The sequence below is a fragment of the Streptomyces sp. KR80 genome, from assembly GCF_052245555.1.
Classification (GTDB): Bacteria; Actinomycetota; Actinomycetes; order Streptomycetales; family Streptomycetaceae; genus Streptomyces.
In genome coordinates, this window is the sequence record NZ_JBQQCD010000021.1 from 14,695 (window position 1) to 33,449 (window position 18,755).

At 68.5% G+C, this 18,755-nt stretch carries 14 protein-coding genes and 1 pseudogene; 4 read left to right on the forward strand and 11 right to left on the reverse strand.

Features of this window, described 5'->3' with window-relative positions; translation table 11 throughout:
• Positions 1-82 precede the first annotated feature (82 nt).
• Positions 83-1,120, forward strand: a complete 1,038-nt coding sequence (gene mgrA, locus ACTWQI_RS24735) for an L-glyceraldehyde 3-phosphate reductase (RefSeq protein WP_443273863.1) — start codon at positions 83-85, stop codon at positions 1,118-1,120.
• Between the two features lie 160 nt (positions 1,121-1,280).
• On the opposite strand, the pseudogene ACTWQI_RS24740 reads toward mgrA, so the two are convergent.
• The 3 genes and pseudogenes from ACTWQI_RS24740 to ACTWQI_RS24750 form a co-directional block, all read right to left on the reverse strand.
• A pseudogene (locus ACTWQI_RS24740) lies at positions 1,281-1,526 on the reverse strand (prepilin peptidase); the annotation flags it as partial.
• A 24-nt stretch (positions 1,527-1,550) separates the two neighbouring features.
• The gene (locus tag ACTWQI_RS24745; RefSeq protein ID WP_443273865.1) at positions 1,551-2,339 is read right to left on the reverse strand and encodes a class I SAM-dependent methyltransferase; all 789 of its coding nucleotides are present in this window, start codon (positions 2,337-2,339) and stop codon (positions 1,551-1,553) included.
• A 43-nt stretch (positions 2,340-2,382) separates the two neighbouring features.
• The gene (locus tag ACTWQI_RS24750) at positions 2,383-3,345 is read right to left on the reverse strand and encodes a helix-turn-helix domain-containing protein (RefSeq protein WP_443273867.1); all 963 of its coding nucleotides are present in this window, start codon (positions 3,343-3,345) and stop codon (positions 2,383-2,385) included.
• Positions 3,346-3,480: 135 nt separating this feature from the next.
• On the opposite strand from ACTWQI_RS24750, the gene ACTWQI_RS24755 reads away from it, so the two are divergent.
• A complete protein-coding gene (locus tag ACTWQI_RS24755) occupies positions 3,481-4,857 on the forward strand; it encodes a S8 family peptidase (protein ID WP_443273869.1) in 1,377 nt (458 codons plus the stop codon).
• Positions 4,858-4,990: 133 nt separating this feature from the next.
• On the opposite strand, the gene ACTWQI_RS24760 is transcribed toward ACTWQI_RS24755, so the two are convergent.
• Both ACTWQI_RS24760 and ACTWQI_RS24765 read right to left on the reverse strand, forming a co-directional pair.
• Complete coding sequence (locus tag ACTWQI_RS24760; protein WP_443273871.1) at positions 4,991-7,930, reverse strand: S8 family peptidase; 2,940 nt, start codon at positions 7,928-7,930, stop codon at positions 4,991-4,993.
• A gap of 240 nt (positions 7,931-8,170) precedes the next feature.
• Positions 8,171-8,356 (reverse strand): DUF397 domain-containing protein, encoded by a 186-nt coding sequence (locus ACTWQI_RS24765; RefSeq protein ID WP_443273995.1) that lies wholly within the window; start codon positions 8,354-8,356, stop codon positions 8,171-8,173.
• Positions 8,357-8,405: 49 nt separating this feature from the next.
• Here ACTWQI_RS24765 and ACTWQI_RS24770 point away from each other — a divergent pair, with 49 nt between their 5' ends.
• Complete coding sequence (locus ACTWQI_RS24770) at positions 8,406-9,056, forward strand: GNAT family N-acetyltransferase (RefSeq protein WP_443273872.1); 651 nt, start codon at positions 8,406-8,408, stop codon at positions 9,054-9,056.
• On the opposite strand, the gene ACTWQI_RS24775 is transcribed toward ACTWQI_RS24770, so the two are convergent.
• From ACTWQI_RS24775 to ACTWQI_RS24795, 5 genes are all read right to left on the reverse strand, one after another.
• Positions 9,004-9,342 (reverse strand): hypothetical protein, encoded by a 339-nt coding sequence (locus ACTWQI_RS24775; protein WP_443273874.1) that lies wholly within the window; start codon positions 9,340-9,342, stop codon positions 9,004-9,006. The genes ACTWQI_RS24770 and ACTWQI_RS24775 overlap by 53 nt on opposite strands.
• A gap of 393 nt (positions 9,343-9,735) precedes the next feature.
• Positions 9,736-10,392: a DUF4360 domain-containing protein gene (locus ACTWQI_RS24780; RefSeq protein ID WP_443273876.1), complete on the reverse strand. Its 657-nt coding sequence runs from the start codon at positions 10,390-10,392 to the stop codon at positions 9,736-9,738.
• A gap of 349 nt (positions 10,393-10,741) precedes the next feature.
• Positions 10,742-12,163: an FG-GAP repeat domain-containing protein gene (locus tag ACTWQI_RS24785; RefSeq protein WP_443273878.1), complete on the reverse strand. Its 1,422-nt coding sequence runs from the start codon at positions 12,161-12,163 to the stop codon at positions 10,742-10,744.
• A gap of 161 nt (positions 12,164-12,324) precedes the next feature.
• Entirely contained in the window at positions 12,325-14,313 is a 1,989-nt protein-coding gene (locus ACTWQI_RS24790; RefSeq protein WP_443273997.1) for a GTP-binding protein, read from the reverse strand.
• Positions 14,314-14,618: 305 nt separating this feature from the next.
• Positions 14,619-16,103, reverse strand: a complete 1,485-nt coding sequence (locus tag ACTWQI_RS24795) for a hypothetical protein (RefSeq protein WP_443273879.1) — start codon at positions 16,101-16,103, stop codon at positions 14,619-14,621.
• Positions 16,104-16,523: 420 nt separating this feature from the next.
• On the opposite strand from ACTWQI_RS24795, the gene ACTWQI_RS24800 reads away from it, so the two are divergent.
• Complete coding sequence (locus tag ACTWQI_RS24800) at positions 16,524-17,555, forward strand: hypothetical protein (RefSeq protein ID WP_443273880.1); 1,032 nt, start codon at positions 16,524-16,526, stop codon at positions 17,553-17,555.
• A 147-nt stretch (positions 17,556-17,702) separates the two neighbouring features.
• Here ACTWQI_RS24800 and ACTWQI_RS24805 read toward each other — a convergent pair whose 3' ends face one another.
• Positions 17,703-18,110 carry a septal ring lytic transglycosylase RlpA family protein gene (locus ACTWQI_RS24805; protein ID WP_443273998.1) on the reverse strand — a complete coding sequence of 136 codons (408 nt, stop codon included), beginning with the start codon at positions 18,108-18,110 and terminating at the stop codon, positions 17,703-17,705.
• Positions 18,111-18,755: the final 645 nt, after the last annotated feature.

Sequence of the window (18,755 nt, forward strand, 5' to 3'; positions counted from 1 at the left end):
CCCCCGTGGCTTGCACATTACTGCCCGTTCACCTCCGCCGACCAACCCAGGGCCGAGCAGGGCACGTGATAGGGAGGGAGCCGTGACAGAAACCTTTCCCCATCCCTTCGCCGACGACCGCTACGACTCCATGGAGTACCGCCGTACGGGCCGCAGCGGGCTCAAGCTGCCTGCGATCTCCCTCGGGCTGTGGCACAACTTCGGTGACGACCGCTCGCTGGAGTCGCAGCGCGCGATCCTTCGGCGCGCTTTCGACCTGGGGGTGACGCATTTCGACCTGGCGAACAACTACGGGCCACCGCCCGGCTCGGCCGAACTCAACTTCGGCAAGCTCTTCGCCCAGGATTTCCACCCATACCGGGATGAACTGGTTCTCTCCACCAAAGCCGGATATCTGATGCACCCGGGCCCGTACGGCGAGTGGGGCTCCCGCAAGTACCTGCTGTCCTCCCTCGACGCCTCGCTCCGGCGGATGGGTGTCGACTACGTCGACATCTTTTACTCGCACCGGTTCGACCCGCAGACCCCGCTGGAGGAGACGATGGGCGCCCTCGCGTCCGCCGTCCAGCAGGGCAAGGCACTCTACGTCGGCGTCTCCTCGTACAACGCCCAGCAGACCAGTGAGGCCGCCCGGCTGCTGCGCGAGATGGGCGTGCGCCCGCTCATCAACCAGCCCTCCTACTCCATGATCAATCGCTGGACGGAGGACGACCGTCTCCTCGACACCCTGGAGGCGGAGGGCATGGGATGCATCTCCTTCGCGCCACTCGCCCAGGGCATGTTGACGGACAAGTACCTGCGCGGCATCCCGGAGGGCTCGCGGGCTGCACAGGGCAAGTCCCTGGACCCGGGGCTGCTGACGGACGAGGTCGTACGGCGGCTGCGCGGACTGAACGAGATCGCTCTGCGCCGCGGCCAGTCGCTGGCCCAGATGGCGCTGAACTGGGTCCTGCGCGACGACCGGATGACGTCGGCGCTGATCGGGGCGTCGAACGTGGCGCAGTTGGAGGCGAACGTGGTGGCGCTCGGCGCACCGGAGCTTACGCCGGAGGAGCTGAAGGAGATCGACTTCTACGCCCGGTCCGCGGAGGGCGTGAACATCTGGGCGCAGCAGGGCTAAGCAGTTCGGTGCCCGAGCGGCCGGAGGCAAAAACGGGCCGGTCCGTGGGGGGGATACGGACCGGCCCGAGGGGGGGAGTTTCCACCTTAGCCTCTTGGGCGGAGTGCTCCCGGCATCGGCGAGAGTGACGGTGCGCCCTCGGGGCTGACCCCCCGGCCCCCTAACCGCCGCCGACGCCTCCCATCAACAAACCGAGAAAAGTCCCGGAGATCATGAACGGGCCGAAGGGCAGAGCCGTCTTCCGCCCCACGCGGCGCAGCAACAACAGACCAGCTCCGTAGGCGGCGCCAAGCAGGGAACCGGCGAAGGCCCCCGCGAAGAGCACAGGCCGGCCGTACCAACCGAGAACCACACCGAAGGTGAGCGCCAGTTTGACGTCCCTGAACCCCATGCCGCTCGGGTGGATAGGTGGAACGCCCAGTGATCGGGTTCACCGTCCGGTGGAGGGCTTGGTTGCCACCACTGCCCAGGTCCGGTGCGGGATGCGCAATACGTCGTCCGGGAAGCGGTCGCGCAGTATCCCTTCCAACTCAGCGGAAAACTTGCCTACTTCCTCCTGCGCGAGGCTGGCGCCGACCCCCGCACTGGCCCGGATCCGTCCGACCCAGGCCTTCGGGGTGTACGGAACGTCGACATCGAACGAGAACGTCTCAATGGAACCGAAGCCCGCAGTTGCGAGGTCGGTGAGCCAGCGTGGGTAGAGACCGGTGCCACGGCCCATGGTCCACGCGGGGTTGTAGGTGCTGATCAAGTGTTCAGTCGCCGCCACCACGTTGCCCGGCAGCGGCAACCAGTCGAAGTGAGCGATCACTGCATGGCCCTCCGGGCGCAGCAGCCGCCAGACTTCCGCAGCGGCTTTCGGCGCGTCGAACCACTGCCAGCACTGTCCTGCCGACACAACGTCGAAGGCGGCGTCCGGGAGACCGGTCTCCTCGGCCGTGCCAACACGGTAGGTGATCTCGACACCGGCCTCCAGGTCGAGTTCCCTGGCCTGATCGAGCAGAGGGGCGGCCGGATCGATGCCGGTGACCCGGGCACCGGCCTGGGCGAAGAGCCGCGCGAGGCTACCGGTCCCGGTGCCGAGATCTACTGCGTCGCGTTCGCGCACCTCGACGCCGAGACGGACGAGCCGCCGGACCAGCTCGGGAGGGAAACCGGCGCGATGCCGGGTGTAGTCCTCGGCAGTCAGCCCGAAGTCAGGATGGAAGTCCGTGGACATAAGGCTCTCCCTTGCGGTGGCGTGAAGCGCCGGGGCCTGCCAGTCAACGCCATTCCCAGCGAATCCCGACGATTCCCGGCGGGATGTCGGCCGCGAGCAGATGCGCGGGGCGGCCGCGCTGGCAGGCGAGCGGTCCCGAATCAGCGAACGGCGCCCCGATCCGGGTGGCCCGGAAACCGAAGCAGCGGACCGGCAGCGCGGCCGGGTCGAACTCAACCCGGAGCAGATACTGCCGGCACGGTTTACGGAACGCACGGTAGTAATAGTCCGCCGGATCCCCGACGGCATCGGTGAAGCGGAAGCCGTACTCGAGCAGGAAGACGTCGCCGCGGTCGAGCCGGCAGTCGAGCAGCGCCTCGGCGACCGCTATGCCGGCCGCGGGGTCGGTGCGGCGGCGCCCGATCCGGCAGCCGACCGGCATGGCGACGATCTCGGGCACCGGTCCGTCCTCGGCGTGGAAGAACACCGAGCAGCTCTCCACGCCGTCCACCAACGCCGTGATCACCTGCTGCACCACAATCAGCCGGAATCGGCCGTCGGCGTCCAGCGTGACGCGGTCCTGGGCGCTCACCGCCAGGTACCTGCGGTCATCGGCCTGGGTCACGTCGGCCAGGATGGCGGTCAGCCGGGCGTGGTCGTCGAACAGGGCGTCGTAGCGCACCGAGCCGGGGACGTGGGCGGTCCACCGGCCACGGGGCCGGCGCGGCCCGACCAGCCGAAGCAGCGAGTCCCGCGGCAGTTCGAGCAGTTGCTCCAGCACGTGCAGCGCCCGGATCGAATCCGGGCGCTCGGGCCGGCTGCGCCCGGTCTGCCAGTTGCTGAGCGTCGAGGCGCTGATCCGTAAGCCCCGCCGCGCGAGCCGGTGCTGAATCCGTTCCAGGCTCAGACCGGAGTCCCGCAGCGCCAACTTCATGGCCAGTTCGAACGGGCCGGTACGGAGCGCACGCATCAGCTCCCCGGTCGCGGTCGGTCCGCTGCGCCCCAGGTCAGAGTCGATTTCGCCCATGCGCATCACCGCTGGGTTGGCCAGAGTTTTGACCCATCATCCACAGAATTGGCGGCTGTTCGAAAGACCTGCTTCCGGCCCTCCGACTGGCTGGCTAGCTTCCGAAAAGATCGGAATCCCCCACAGGGAGGCGACATGATGCTGCCCAATTCCAGAAGACGGGCCACCATAGGTGCGCTCGCACTTACCCTCACCGCGGGGCTCGGGCTCAGCACGGCCGGGGCCGCCGGAGTCGCCGCAGCCGCACCGGCCCGCATGGCGCCGCTGTACTCCGGCGGGACCGAGGTGCCCGGCGAGTACATCGTGGTTCTCAAGGGCCGCGACGAGGGTGGTCCGCGGACCAGCGCCGCCACAGCGCTGGCCGGGCCGGTAGCCACCGCCCGCGACGCCGGCGGCACGGTACACCAGCAGTACACGGCCGCGTTGCGCGGCTTCCATGCCAAGCTGCCGGACGCGGCGGTCGACACGTTACGCCGCGACCCGGCGGTCGCTTTCGTGCAGACCAACAGCATTCACAAGCAGGCCCGAGAGACCGGCCAGGCGAGCCAGGCCCCTGGCGGCCAGGCGAAAGCGATCAAGGATCCCGGTACCCAGCCCAACCCGCCGTCCTGGGGCCTGGACCGGATCGACCAGCGGAAGCTGCCGCTGGACAACACGTTCAAGTACCCCGACGACGGCGCCGGGGTGAACGTCTACGTGCTCGACTCCGGCATACGCAAGACGCACGTCGAGTTCGAGGGCCGCGCCGTCGGCGTGTACGACGCCATCAAGGACGGCAACGGCACCAACGACTGTCTCTGGCACGGCACCTTCGTCTCCAGCGTCGTCGCCGGCAAGAGCTACGGCGTGGCCAAGAAGGCGAACATCAAGGCGGTACGCCTCATCGACTGCAACAACTACTCCACCACCGCGCAGGCGGTCGACGGCATGAACTGGACGGCGAAGAACGCCGTCAAGCCCGCCATCGTCAACATGAGCTGGCAGAGCGACAACGGCATCGCCATCCCGGCCGTGGACACCGCCGCCAAGGGGATCATCGACGCCGGACTCATCGCGGTCTTCATCGCCGGCAACTTCGGCAAAGGCGACTGCCAGAACTCGCCGAAGGACCCGCAGGCGATCACCATGGGCAACTCGAACAAGAACGACCAGCGGCACACCGGCCAGTGGCCGTCCAGCTACGGTTCGTGTCTCACGGCGTTCGCACCCGGCACGGAAGTCAACGGCGCGCGGCACGACAGCGATACCGCCACCGGTTGGGGCACCGGCACCTCCTTCGCAGCGCCGACGGCCGCCGGCGTCGTCGCGATCGCGTTGGAGAACAACCCCAACCTGACGATGGCACGGGCCAAGGACCTCATCATCAACACCTCGACCAAGGACGTGCTGACCAACGTCGGCTCCGGCTCACCCAACCGGCTGCTGTACGTCGGCGACAGCGGCACGCCGCACGGGCCCAGTACCGTCTTAGAGAACACCGGCTACATCAACAGCTGGAATCTCACGTTCTGAACCTCCGTCCGCCACCACGCCCAGGGCCCGGACATTCCCCGCGTCGTCCGGGCGCGAGCGGTGCCGCAGCGAAGGCGTCCTTCCCGCGTTCGAGCGCGGGAAGGACGCCTTCGTCAAGCCATCAAGTGGACTCCTACGGCCGGTCGATCCTGACGAACATCGAGCCCGCGCTGCCCGCCGGGCTCCGCTTGTCCGGGGCGAGACCGACGAGCGCGAACCAGGTCGTGCCCGCCCCCATCTGCGGCTCGTCCCATGCCAGGGTCGCCGTGTACTCCGAACCGGCCGGGACCGCTCCGCCCGGACCGCGCACGGTGAGGTTGCCCTTGTCGCCCTCGGGCACGGTGGCGACGACCAGATCAACGTCGTCCACCGCCTGGCCGGTGAGGAAGTCCTGCACCATCACCCAGTACGTGCCGCCCTGAGGATCGGTGAGGCGGCAGGCCTCCAGTGCCGTCTCACTGGCACTGCGGCAGACTTCTTCGTCCTCGCTCGGCTTCCCGTCCCCGTTCGCGTCCCGCCCCACGAAGAGGTCGAGGTCCGAAGCGGTGGTCGAGGCGATCTCGGCCGCGAGCAGTCGGGCACCGTTAGAAACATCCGTCGTGGTGTGGAAGGTTCCGCCGAGGCCGTCGTACGGATCGATCGGCGTCGGGTCCTGCGTGACCTGCTTCTTCGTCGCGGTGCCCTTCTGCAGGCCCCATACCTTCGCCGTCAGGTCGGTGATGCGGACCGGTGCCTTCAAGGTGACCTTGTGGGTGCCGGTGGTTCCCGACGCGGTGATGTCGACGGGCTTCGGCGCGCCGCCCGGCAGGACGGCGACTGGCAGGTGCGCGACCGGCGCGGCATTCTGTCGCTCCGCCAGCCTGACCTGGGCGAACCGCCAGGTACCGGTCGTCAGCTTGCTGACGTTGGCGGTCACGGTGATGGTGGCGGACGCTCCCGGGGCCAGCGTGAGCCGGCTGGGCTTGACCGACAGCGCCATGCCCTGCGGGGCCGTCGCGGTGATGTCCCAGACCGTCTTGGTGGACAGCGCGTTGCCTACGGTCCGGGTCCAGGTGCAGGTGCCCGCGCAGTCCCCGTGTGCCAGGCTCGGCACGTTCAGCCGGGTGGGGTCGCCGCCCTTCTCCGGGTTGGCGGCTTCGTACGCGGACCCCTTCTCGTCGAGCAGCAGACCCGCACGTCCGGCCCGGGTGAGGTCCACGCGCCCGGAGCCCATGTCAAAGGCGTCGGCGCGGGTGGTTCCGTCCTCCTTGCGCATGGTGGTGTTCAGGGCCGTGGTCATCAGCGCCGACTGCACCTGCGCCGGGGTCCACTTCGGGTGCAGGGCGCGGACGAGGGCGGCCGCTCCGGCGAGGTGCGGGCCGGACATGGAGGTCCCGCTGAGCAGGCCGTACTCCGGCTTGGCGGTGGGGTTGGTGGTGTGGATCGCGGCCAGTACGTCGACTCCGGGGGCGGAGATGTCCGGCTTGAGGACGCCCGGCACCGATTTGTTTGGCCCGCGGGAGCTGAACCCGGCCATGACGTCGCCGTTGTCCGCCTTCTGGTCGGCGGTCGTCCCCGCGATGGCGGCCCGGTGGCCGGAGCCGCCGTCCTGGACCCACGCCTCAAGCTTGCGAGCCGCGGTGTAGCCGAGGTTGACGGCGGGCAGCGCGTGCGGGTCGGCGACGGTCGAGTCCCCTTCGGCCTCCGTGTTCACCAGCACCATGCCGCCCGCTCCGCCGGCCTTGACGTTGTTGCCCTTCTCCACCCGTGGGTTGACGCCACGACGGCAGATGACGATCTCGCCGTTGAAGGTGCCGGGCGGGAACGGGGTACCGCATAGCGCGTCGCCGTGATCGGCCGCGTGCACGATGGAGGCCGGGCCGAAGCCGGAGGTGAAGCTCTTGCCGGTGAGAGTTCCCGGTGGTGTGGTCGCTCCGCCGGTCGTCTCGGTCACCGAGTTGAGGAACGTACGGTCGTGGGTGCTCGCGGCGACGCTCGTGACCCAGGGCGCGTCTGCGGGCGAACCGACCGTTCCGGCTCCCGGGCCGGAGTTGCCCGCCGAGGCCGCGACGAAGACTCCGGCTTCTCGGGCGCCGAGGAAGGCCTGGGCGTCGGCGTCGTTCCAGGGATCCGTGGAGCCGCCGCCGATCGAGTAGTTGATCACGTCGACGCCGTCGGCGGTCGCCTGGTCGATGGCCGCCACCAGGCTCGGCGAGAGGCAGCCGGCCGCGATACACGCCTTGTAGGTGATGAGGTTGGCGTGCGGCGCCACGCCGGATATCGGACGTTTGACGTCGAGCGTGGGCGCCTGGACGAGGGCGTCGACATGGTTGCCGGCGGCCGTACTGGCCGTATGGCTGCCGTGCTGGTTGTCGTCCTCGGGCGTGGTGCCGGTGAAGTCCCACACACCGATGAGCTTGTCGTTGCACAGCGGCGCCCCGGTCAGCGGATCGCACAGGCCGTGGAACGTACCGTCGGGATTCTTGTGGTCGTAGCCGTCGCCACCGACATCCGCGAACGACGGGTGGTCGTGGTTGATCCCCGTGTCGATCACGCCGACGACGACGCCCTCGCCTTTGGTGCCGGGCAGGCCACCGGTCTGCTTGCCGTTCCAGACGCCGTCGGCACCGATCCACTTCGGCCCGGCGTCGGTCAGCAGCTTGCGCTTGAACGCCTTCTGCACCCCCGCGACACCGGGGAGACGGCGGACGGCGGCCGACTCGGCCTCGGTGAGCTCGACCGAGAAGCCGTTGTAGGCGTGGCGGTAGTCCTGCTGCCGCTTGACCGATCGGCCCACCGCCCGTTCGATGCCGGTCTCGACCGATTTGTGCTGCGCGGCGAGATGCGCGAGATAGGCCTTGCTCTCGGAACTGCGGACGTCGAGCCTGGTCTTGCCCTTGGCGGCCGGGTTCGTCGCGGCGAGCCCGGGGATCCCGCCCCGGTAGCCGGACAGGGGGGCCTCGTCGAGCTGGACGATGTACGAGCTCCGCTCGGGGCCGTCTCCGGCCAGGGCAAGGGGCGTGGCGAGGCCTCCCGTGAGGAGAGCGAGCGCTGCCGCGGCCGTCAGGGTGCGTCTCCGGTGCCGTCGTCTCATCGTCGCCTTCCACAGTCAAGAGCCGGGGTGATGACTCTCGCCGAGAGACCGCGCGGAAAGGCACTGCACCGGGGTGGAGTTGCGCAGCCCTTCTCCGCGAGGTGAAGGGGGTGATCGCCAATTTGTGCGCGGCGACTGTAGCCCGGGGGTCATGTCCAGGTAAATAAGATGGACGAAACCCGAGATTTTGTTCGACAACCCGCCTCAGCGAAGCCCGAGCCCCGGTTCTCGGGCTCCGGGTTACACTCCCGCCGTCCGAGCAGCGAAGGCGACGAACTCCGCCCAGGCGGCGGGCGTGAACACCAAGTGCGGACCAGTCCTGTCCTCGGAGTCCCGCACGTGCTCCCAGCAGTCGCTCACCTTTGAGGCGTGCCCGCTCCGCGACGGTCGCGGCTGCAGATCGATCAACGTCTCTTCGGAGTCCATGGAGCGGTGTCGGCTCGCCACCGGGGGCACACGTTGAGGTCGTCAGCCCGTGGCGCATCAGGCGGCGATCTTTTTGGCCTGTTGGAGGGCCAACGTGGGCTGGCAGTATGGCCGGATGGACTCGTCAGGGGGCGCTGCGGAAGTAACCGTTCGGGAGGTGGCCGAGGATCTTCGGCCCGTGGTCGAGCGGTTGGCCCAGCTGGAGCGACATGATCTGTCGGAGTTTCGCGGGTCCACGCCCAGGGCCAACGGCCTGTTCGCCTTCGACAAACTGCCACTGTTCTTCAGCGAGCCGGATCGCCATGCCTACCTGATCTACTACGGATCGGCTCTCGCCGGCTTCACGCTGACTCGGGGTCTTCCCGATGGTGCGACGTCCATCAGTGCGTTCTTCATCGTCCGCGCGCTGCGTCGGCAGGCGGTCGGGCACCAGGCCGCCCTGGCACTGTTGCGCATGCAGCCCGGGCCGTGGGCCATCGCCTTCCAGGAGGAGAACGCGGGTGCCGCTCGGTTCTGGCGACGGATCGCCACTGCTGCCGTCGGGTCGGCGTGGCGGGAGGAGCGGAGGTCGGTGCCCGGGAAGCCGGCGGTACCGCCGGACACATGGCTGTTGCTGGACACCGACGGGGCGCACCAGGCCCCTGTCGTCACAGATCGATGCCGGACACCAGACGCTGGTCGGCCGCGTTGTAGACATTGACCGTCGCGTCGGTCTTCGACGACTTCCAGTTCGCGTACGCCAGGGCAAGGATCTTCGCCGGGGACGACTCTGTATCCCCGTACTTCTCCCCCAACTCCTCTTCGTCGTCGAATGGGGAGTCGTCGAGATCAGTGCCGATGTGGACGTCACCATCCGTGGTCTCGATGATGCTGATGACCGTCAGGACATGCTTGGCGGCCCGCTTCTGCTCGGGCGTGCCCTTGGCCTTCAGGTGGTTGCGGAAGCCCTCTGCCCGCTCCAGCGAGTTATCGGACTTACGCGGCATGACCGGGATTGTCTCGCCGCCCTCGCCACCTCTCTGTCCGAACGCCCAGAGTCCGCCTCCGAACAACAGCTGTAGCGCCCACACCGTGGTCGCCAGCGCCAGCCCCAAGACAATCCCCGGTGCCATTCCATTGCGTCGCCACACCTGCACGCCGTCGTTCACCTCTCGGTCCCCCCTCGTTCCCCTGGGTCTGCCACCTGGGGACGCCGCACGATCGCGCGTGGAGGACATGCATGGGACACAGAGCAACCCGACTGAGACGGGGGTGCGGGCCCAACGTGTGGGCGCCCTACGGTTGTTGCGCGCCGGGCGGGGTGCGTTGGGGGCCATGAAAAAACCGATCCGGGGCATCGCACGTGTTGTCGCGATGCCCCGGACTGCCGGTTGCGCCTGTCAGCTCGCCGGGCACTGCTTCCACGAGAAGTGGTAGATCGTGCTGACGCTCGAGTCGGTCGAGTCCATCGTCATGAAGCTCGTTTTGTTCTCCTTGTCCGATGTCCCCGCATTGACCCGCAGTTCGGTGTTGACGTTGAGGTTGCGCTTCTCACCGCAAGGCGCCCACACCAGTTCCGAGTGTTCGGTGACGTCAGAGGCTTGCCAGTTGTCGCTGTACGGCCCCCTGAACGTGTGGCTCTTACTGGACGTGTGCGGTGACCCCGTGAAGTAGAAGCTTGCCTTCTCCATACCGCTGGCGCCGGCCTGCAGGTGCGCAAACCCGCGGTAGTCGACTCTGGAGATGGCGTACGTCCATCCCTGCGGGATGGACACTCTCAGGTTGATCTGGCAGTTCTTGCGGAAGTCGGTCGGCTTGGACGAGGGACCGACCTCAGCGAGGTACTGGCTGTACGTAACAGTGAAGGCCGTGTTGTCTTCGGCTGCGGCAACAGCGGTCGTTCCTGCCGGGCAGCCCGAGCCATTGATCGTCTCGGGTTCGATCGTGATCTTGCCGGGCGGACCCTCGACGGGTTCCGATTGCGGTGCGGCCTGGGCGGACACGGTCGAGGCTACTAACGCCGCTACCGCACCGCCTATCGCCAGAGCCCTGTACATGGGATCTCCATTCCCTCTACCACTAGGCCAGGCTGGGTGTGATCTTGTTTTTGATTACGCGCGCGTGCCCTCGGCCCCGCCCTGGCGGAGAGCGCCCGATGGCGTGAGCATGCCATCACAGGAAAGGTACCATTGTGAAGAAGTTGTGCCGACGGAACAGACAGGCCACTTACCGCCACTGACTCTGGGTCACGCATGCGGTCGGTCAAACACGGCATTATGGAACGCTTACCGATACAGATCGCATCCCTGGCTCCGGTTAACTGTTAAGCGTTGTGCCTTTCTGCCCTCCGCAGGCGCGCAAGGCAGGCCGTCCAGCCTGCTGCCTGTCCGAAAGGCATACGCTCGCTCAGCGCCCGATGCCGAGATCCTCGAGCGAAATGTGCCAGCTGCCCCGGGTGTTGAGCCCCGAGTCCGCACCGGGCAGCACCCAGAACCGCTTGCCGTCGTAGCCGGCGGTGGCCACGACGTCGAGTTGCCCGTCACCGTTCACATCGAGGAGCGGGGGCCGGGGTCGGAACCGGTTGCGCGCGTACGGCTCGTTCCTCCCCCGGACGCCGGGGGTATCCAGGTCAACGGCCTGCAGCCGCGAGCCGTTCGCGGCGTGGGCCACATCGGGCAACAGGAAGAGCACCCCCTGGCTGTTGTTGGCACCGATCGCGCTCAGCACGAGGTCCGGCTTGCCGTCGCCGGTCACATCCCCGACCGCCCGCCCCGCGACGCCTCCGTAGGTGGGTTCCTTCGAGCCGTCGATACTGGGCAGTTCGTGGAGGTGGACACTGGTGGAACGCCCCGTACTGGGGCCCGGGCCGGAACTGCGGGCGATGCCGATCGTCAGCTCCTTCTGGTGACTGTCGAAGGAGGCGAGACACATCTCGTCGGTGCCGTCCCCGTCCACGTCGCACGCAAGGCCCTCCGGGGCGCGGTCGACGTAACTCCGCGCGAAGACAGCGCCTTTCGCGCCGCCCCGGAAGTGATGGATGTCGTGGACATACGTGATGCCGTCGCCCTCCATCTCCGGGTCGGTCCAGCGGAACCACACCGTCAGGTCGCTCCTCCCGTCGCCGTCGAAGTCACCGGCTGTCGCCTTGTACGGCTCCGTGTCCTCGGAACGCTTGGCGTCGACGGTCTGCTTGCGGGCGGGTTTGCCGGTGCGGTCGAAGGGGCCGTAGTGGATAGTCCCCGCGGGCCCGGTCTCCGAGCCGAGCCGGAAGATGTCGCCACTGCCGTCCCCGTCGAAGTCGCCCAGCGCACCCGGCGTCCAGTCGGTGGTCTCCACCGACGACACGACGCTGCGCCCCGTCTCCAGCAGCCGGGGCCCGGTGACCCCGCGCGCCTCGCCCCACAGCGCGTACTGGCGTCCATCGCTGAGCGTGGCCAGCAGATCGGTGAAGCCGTCGTGGTCGAGGTCGGCCCGGTGCAGCTGGATGGCGGGCGGTGTGCCGCCGGGGTCCTCGGTCCTGGGCATCCGCACCGTGGCCCGGGTCCGCGGCTCGGGCCCATGAGCGGAGCCGTACACCACGGCGACATGGCCCCCGGTCTCCACGGCCAGGTCGTCGTATCCATCGCCGTTGACGTCGCCGGGCCGCGGCTCGTCCGCCGCCTTGCCGGCCGTGGGCCGCTCGGGGCCCAGGCGCAGTTCGCCGGGCGTACCGGTGAGCGGCGGGGACGAGCGGTCGCGTGGGTACGGACCACCTCCGGCGCCGCACGCGCAGAGCACCAGCGCGGCGCTCACCGCACCGGAAGCCATGATGGTCGTACGTCTGTGCATGATCCCTCTCGTCGCCGAACCCGGGTGACGGTAGAAGCCGAACCCGGGTGACGGTAGAACCGGCCCGTCAGCCCCGACCCGGGCATCATCCCCCCGAATCACCCGGGCCGCCCCGGGTACGAGTGCGGCAATCCGGATTCGGGCGCCGTCAGGCCCCGGTGTCACGCTCGCCCGGCCACTCGCCGTACGACATGCAGCAGGTACTCCTTGCGGTCGAGCGGATTGTGGTCCGTGCGCTCCCGGGCCGGGATCGCGCCCTTGACCGCTTGATAACGGTCGAAGGCGCATTCCAGCTCACCCTCGCCGCGCGTCAGCCCCGGAAGCCGTTGCTCCAGCCGGTGCACCGACGCGGCTGGAACGTCGCCCTCGAGGACGCACGAGGAGCCGCGCACCTCCGGAGCCTGCGGCACGGCTCCCAACCGCGCCAGTGCGGGCAGCAGCGCGCCGAAGGTGTCCGCCGGGGCCTCCAGGTGGAAGCGGTGCATCGGCTCGTACACCCTGGTGCCGGCCTGCCGCAGGGCGTTCATCAGGACCAGCGGCGTCAGATTCCGGAAGTCGCCTGCGGCACTCGACCACTTGCTCCAGCCGTACGGCGGAGGCGGTGTGTACGCCGAGTGCGTCATGACGACCGTGCAGTCGGTGACCGGCCATCCGTGGATCCCCTGACGCAGCGTCTGGTGCACGGTCTCCTCGACCGCCTTCACAAAGGAGAACGGCAGCGATCCGAGTTCGACCTCGAGCCGGAACCGCACGCCGGAGCCGGCGGCCGCCGGCTCGATGCGCAGCCCGACCGTGGCACGGAACGGGTTGTCCGCCTCGCCCATGAACTCGACAGCCGCGCCGGTGCCGACCGGCCGTTCCACACAGATCGTCGTCGTCTCCCGGAAGGTGACCTCGACGCCGAAGTCGTTCGCCAGCGTCGCCTGGATGACCTCCTTCTGCACCTCGCCGTAGAGCGAGACGGACGCCTCCTGGCGGATGTCGTCCTGCCGCAGGTTGATCAGCGGGTCCTGCTCGGCGAGCTGGGCGAGCGCGGTGTGCAGCGCGCCGCGGTCGGCGGGGCGGCAGGGGACGACGACCGTTTCCAGCGTGGGCGGGGCGAAGTGCCGGGGCTCCGCCGTGTCCGTGTCGGCCACGCCGACGGCGTCGCCGATCCGGACCCCGCCGAGCCCCCAGAGCTTGCCGATCTGCCCTGCGGAGACCGACGTACGCCGCACGGCCGCTCCGCCGTCGAAGACGCTGATCGCGGTGACCTTGCCCTCGCCGTCCGTGCCGTACCGCAGGACGTCCCGGTTCCCCACCGTTCCCGAGCGCAGCCGGAGGTACGCGATCTTCTCCCCGGCCGGACCGCGTTCGACCTTGAAGACCGTGCCGGAAACCGGCCCGTCGGCATCGCCTTCGGCCGCGGGCAGCAGCTCCTTGACGCCGGCGATCAGCGCGTCCACGCCCGCACCCGTGATCGCGGACCCGAAGAACACCGGGTGCACCAGTGCCCGCTGGGTCTGCGCCGCCAGCTCCCCGCGGAGCCGGCCGTACGAAACCCTCGCTTCGTCGTCGATGTACGCGGCCAGGAGCGTGTCGTCGTGGTCGGTGAGCAGATCGACCATCCGGGAGGTGAATGCGGCGTCGGCCGGGCCGTACGGCGCGCAGGAAGCGCCACGGGTGCCGAGCCCGCTGACCGACCCCATCGGGATCATCGCCGGGGCCAGTTTCTCGGACATGCTCCGCAGCAAGGGGCCGTCCTGCGCGCCACTGCGGTCGATCTTGTTGACGAAGACGAGGGTGGGAATGCGGAGCCGCCGCAGCGTCCGGAGCAACACGCGGGTCTGCGGCTGCACCCCCTCCACGGCGGAGACGACCAGGACGGCGCCGTCGAGCACGCTCAGCACCCGCTCCACCTCGGCGATGAAGTCCGGGTGACCGGGGGTGTCGATCAAGTTGACCATGACGTCGTCGATGGCGAAGGACACCACGGCGGACTTGATGGTGATGCCGCGCTGCCGTTCGAGCGCCATGGAATCGGTCTGGGTACTTCCGTCGTCGACGCTGCCGATCTCGTCGATGACGCCTGCGGCGTGCAGCAGCCGCTCGGTCAGGCTCGTCTTGCCGGCGTCAACATGCGCCAGAATTCCCAAGTTCAGGGTTTGCACCAAGGGTCATGTCCTCGAGATGGGTGGCCATTCCTTCCTGGGTGGACATGAACACTGGGCACATGATCGTGGCTCCTCGGTCGACCGACTGTCGTCGGGCAGTGCAGCAGACGGCCGTTCCGGAGGGCAAACGATTTATGGAGCGACTCCCCCGACCGGCGCACCGGCTCGAACGGCGCACCGGCCGGCTCGGACCGGCGCGGCGCCGCCGGCTTCGCCCCGCCGCCAGGCGTCGCTGACGTTGCAGCCGTCGCCCGGGCCTGACGCACGGGCCCTCGGCCGGACCGCGACCACGAGGCTCCTACCTACCAGTCCCAGTCCCAGTCCCAGCCCTGACCGTTGCTCTGGCCGTTGCTTTGGCCGTTGCTCTGGCCCCAGTTCCCGTTTCCGTTCCCGTTGCCGCTCGAGGTGGCGACCGAGTAGGTGGGGGAAGGGGACTGCTCCGATGGGCCGGTGTCCGCACACGCGTCGGTGCCGTCCTTCCGGGGCCCCTCCACGTACGTGCCGTCGGAGTCACGGCACAGCTCACTCGGCGACGGGTCGCTGCGTGATGCGTCGCCGTCTGACGAGCCGCCGTCTGACGAGCCGTCGCTTGACGGGCTGGGGGTGGAGCGGCGGGTCGGATCCTTGGGGCGGGGTGTGTCGCTTGCTTCCTTCGACGGTGTCGTGGTGGCGGGCCGGGGCGTCGGGGACGCGGCATCGGCAGGGGTGTCCGACGATCGGGGAGCCTCGGCGTTGTCGCCACCCGGACCGGACACGTCCGAGGGCCCCAGGACGAGGAAGCCGGTCACGGCACAGGCCACGACGGCCGTCACGATGGCGAGGACGGCGACTGCGCGCGAACGCCGGCCGCCTGCGTACCTGCGGGCCGGTGCCGCGGAGGACAGCCGGGCCGGGGCTGGGGGCTCCCAGACGTCGTCGTCGCTCCCGGGCACCGGGACGGCGCGGTCCCGGTCGGCGCCTTCGGGGTCTGGCGCGGCAGAGGCGTGCGGAGAGTCGTCCTCGCGCGCGGCGAGGTAACCGGCTCCGCCCCACAGCAGCAGGCCCTCGGCCAGTACGCGGTCGGGGCGATCGCTGAGCGCGATCAGGTCGCCCAGCGCTTGCGTGCAGTTGGCGCACCGGGCCAGGTGCCGGTCCAGATCCACGCTGTGCCGTGGGTCGTCGGGCCGGGCCACCGTTTTCATGATGCGGCCGAACCCGCGGCACTCCTTGTCCTCGTTGCCCTCCCAGTAGACCTGGAGGTAAGCATCACGCAGCGCGTCCAGCGCCTTGGACGTCAGATGAGGGATCTGGTCCGGCTGCGGGCCGAGCACCGCAGCCACCTCGGTGTCGGGGTCTTCGTCCACCACGGCGTGCCACAGCAGCCCCTGGGTGGACATCGGCAGGGCGCGGAAGCCGCACAGGACGGTGGAGCGCTGCTCAAGGCGCAGTGCGGCGGTCTCGTCCCGGAGGTCGCCGCCGACATCGTCGATCCAGGAGGCGAAGTCCGGCGCGAGTTCGGCCCGCCGTGCGCCGTTGGCCCACGGGACGGCCGCGCGATGGACGAGTAGCAGGAGGTCGTACCGGCAGGTCTCCTTGGCGATGAGTCCGCGACCCACCTCACGGCGCGCCAGAGTGAAGGTCCTTGCCGTCAGGGCTTCGGCGCTCTGCTCATGGTTGGTGCAGACGCGGGCGTAGGACAGGACGGCTGGCCCGTGGCGGCGGTGCAGCTCGTCCATTGCCTCGTCGGCGTGCGGGCTGCCGACGCGGACAAGCTGGATGAGTTCGGCGTCGGGCAGGTGAGTGGGCATCGATCTCTCTGGTGGCAGGGGGCGACCCATGATGCTGGAAGAACCCCCGCTGGGGAAGAGTCCTCCGCTCACCCGGTCCGTGACCACCGCCGCCCTCGATCGCCATGCTGCCCGGCGTCTCCCGCATCACGATCAGCCACCTCGAGCCGCCGCCCGCAGTCCCGTATCGACGCCGCGAGGCCGACGGGCGAACCGGGAGGGGGACGGCTCCCCGAAGCCGGTTTAAGTATTAAGCGCTGATTCCCCATGCATGGACCGGGTCGCAATGCGCTCGGTAACATTTTTCGCCCGATTCTGCCGGTCGAAACACATGAATGTTATGCACACCCTGTGGCTCGATCCTGCCGGCCATAGCAGGGTCAGAATGGAGATACGGTGTGGGGTCAGCGAGTTTTAGCAGGCTTGGCCAAGGTGGGAAGCATGGTACTCATCGCGGCGGTCGGTTTCACCGGCGTTCCGTCATCGGCCTCGGCGGCGGAACGAGACGCCGCGACGAACAGCCTCGGCGCCAGCGGTGAGGCATTCGGAATCAACGACAGCGGCGCGATAGCCGGTTTGGTCTACGTCAACGACAGCTCGGCCCACGCTGTGCGGTGGGCCCCCGACGGCACCCCCGCAGAGCTGCCCAAGCTCTCCGGCGACAAGAACAGCGCGGCCTTCGCGATCAACAGCCGCGGCACCGTAACCGGCTGGTCCATCGCCGGCGACGGCATCCCGCACGGAGTGCGGTGGAACACGGACGGCACCATGACCACCCTGCCGCCGCTCCCCAACGACACATTCACCAGTGTCTCCGACATCAACGACAGCGATGTGGTCGTCGGCATGTCCCGCACCAGCGACTGGCCGCACGCCATCAGGTGGAGCCCCGACGGCACTGCCACCGCGCTGAGCCCGCTGCCCGACGACGACGCGAGCACTGCCCATGCGATCAACGAGAGCGGAGTGATCGCCGGTGGGTCGATCACCTATGACGTGACGCGCGCGGTGACCTGGGACGCCAGCGGTGCCGTGACCGAACTCCCCACCCCTGCCGGCTTCGAATCGAGCGAGGCCAAAGGGATCAACAACAACGGCGTTGTGGTCGGCGAGGCATGGTCCGGGAACGGACTCAACCCGCACGCGATCCGGTGGGACCCCGACGGCACCATCACCGACCTCGGCACCCTTCCGGGCCACACCGACAGCGGGGCCGCCGCGGTCAATGCCGAAGGCACGGTGGCGGGCTTCTCGAGGAAGGCCTACTACGAACCCCACGCGGTGCGTTGGAGTGCCGACGGCTCCACCACCGCCCTCAGCACCCTGCCCGGGGATGTCACCAGCGAGGCCCGTGCGATCAATGCCGACGGCACGATCGTGGGCCATTCGCGCAGCGTCGACACCAGTCCGTCCGGTGTGCACGCGGTGTATTGGACCAAGGACGGCAAGGTCCACCAGCTCAGGGGACTCTGACGCTCAGCACTGCATCGCTTGCCCGGTGGGTGGTGAATCTGCCCAGAATCACCACCCACAGGGCCGCAACTCCGATCGGAAACCGCCGGGTTCGGCTCATCCCGGGTGCATCATTCACGCGCCGCGGAGCAGCCGGACCGCTGACCGTCAGGGCGCGCACTCCGACATGGATATCGGCTTGAACTTCGGATCAACCCGGCTGGTCCGCGTCTTGTTCGGTCGGACGGCCACGTGGACATCGGTCGTGCCCGAGCACAGATCCACGCCAAGCCGGGCGAATGCTCCGGCCGAGAGGTCGATACACCGACGCCCCGGATCGGTGAAGGGCCCCCGGTCGTTTATCTTCACCGTCACCGTGCGACCGTTCTTCTTGTTCGTCACCTTGACCTTGGTGCCGAAGGCGAGATCGCGGCTCGCCGCCGTCATCCGGGCCGCGTAGAAGCGCTCTCCGCTGGCTGTGTACGCGCCCTCGACCTGCTCGTCCTTGGCCCCGTACCAGGACGCGACACAGTCCGTCGATGTGGCGGACGGCTTCGCGGCCTGAGCGGCCTGCATCACGCCCACGACTGTGCCCGCTACCAGCACCGATGCGGCACCGATGAGGGGAACCAACTTCCTACGCCGCTTGTGTCGCAAGGGGGATCTCCAAAGGATTGCCCGGCTCAATGCGGGATGCGGAAACCTGCCGCACTTTTCTACGGCACCGTAGCCCTGGGAAAACGGTTCTTCAGTGCGGAGATCGACCCCATGAGACACCGTTATGGCGTCCTTCAGGCTCAGTTAAGAATCGGCGGCGGACAAGCCATCCAGCTCTGATTCTGCGTCCGCCGCCTAAGCCGACAAAGCGACTTGTGATCCGGTCTCCGGCCGGTCTGAGCAGTCACTTCACCTCGCGGCCTTGCTGCGCGAACCCTGGTCCGGGGTAGGGGGATTGGGGGCTGCCCGCACACGTGGTAGTGCGCTTGTTCCTGGAGGCAACCGGTGATTGGGTACATGTCCGCCGTCCGGTGCTTTCGGTACCGAAACAGATACCGAAAAGAACTCAGGAGTCACTTGCCAGGAGGATCCGGCACGGTCTTCGCTACACGCGACGAGAGGTCGGAGCGTAGGGGCCTGCGAACGTCGTCGCCGCCCCGTACGTCATGGCAACTCCCATGAGGCCTCCCTCGGCATTTTTCTACGGCCGGCCCCCTGTACCCG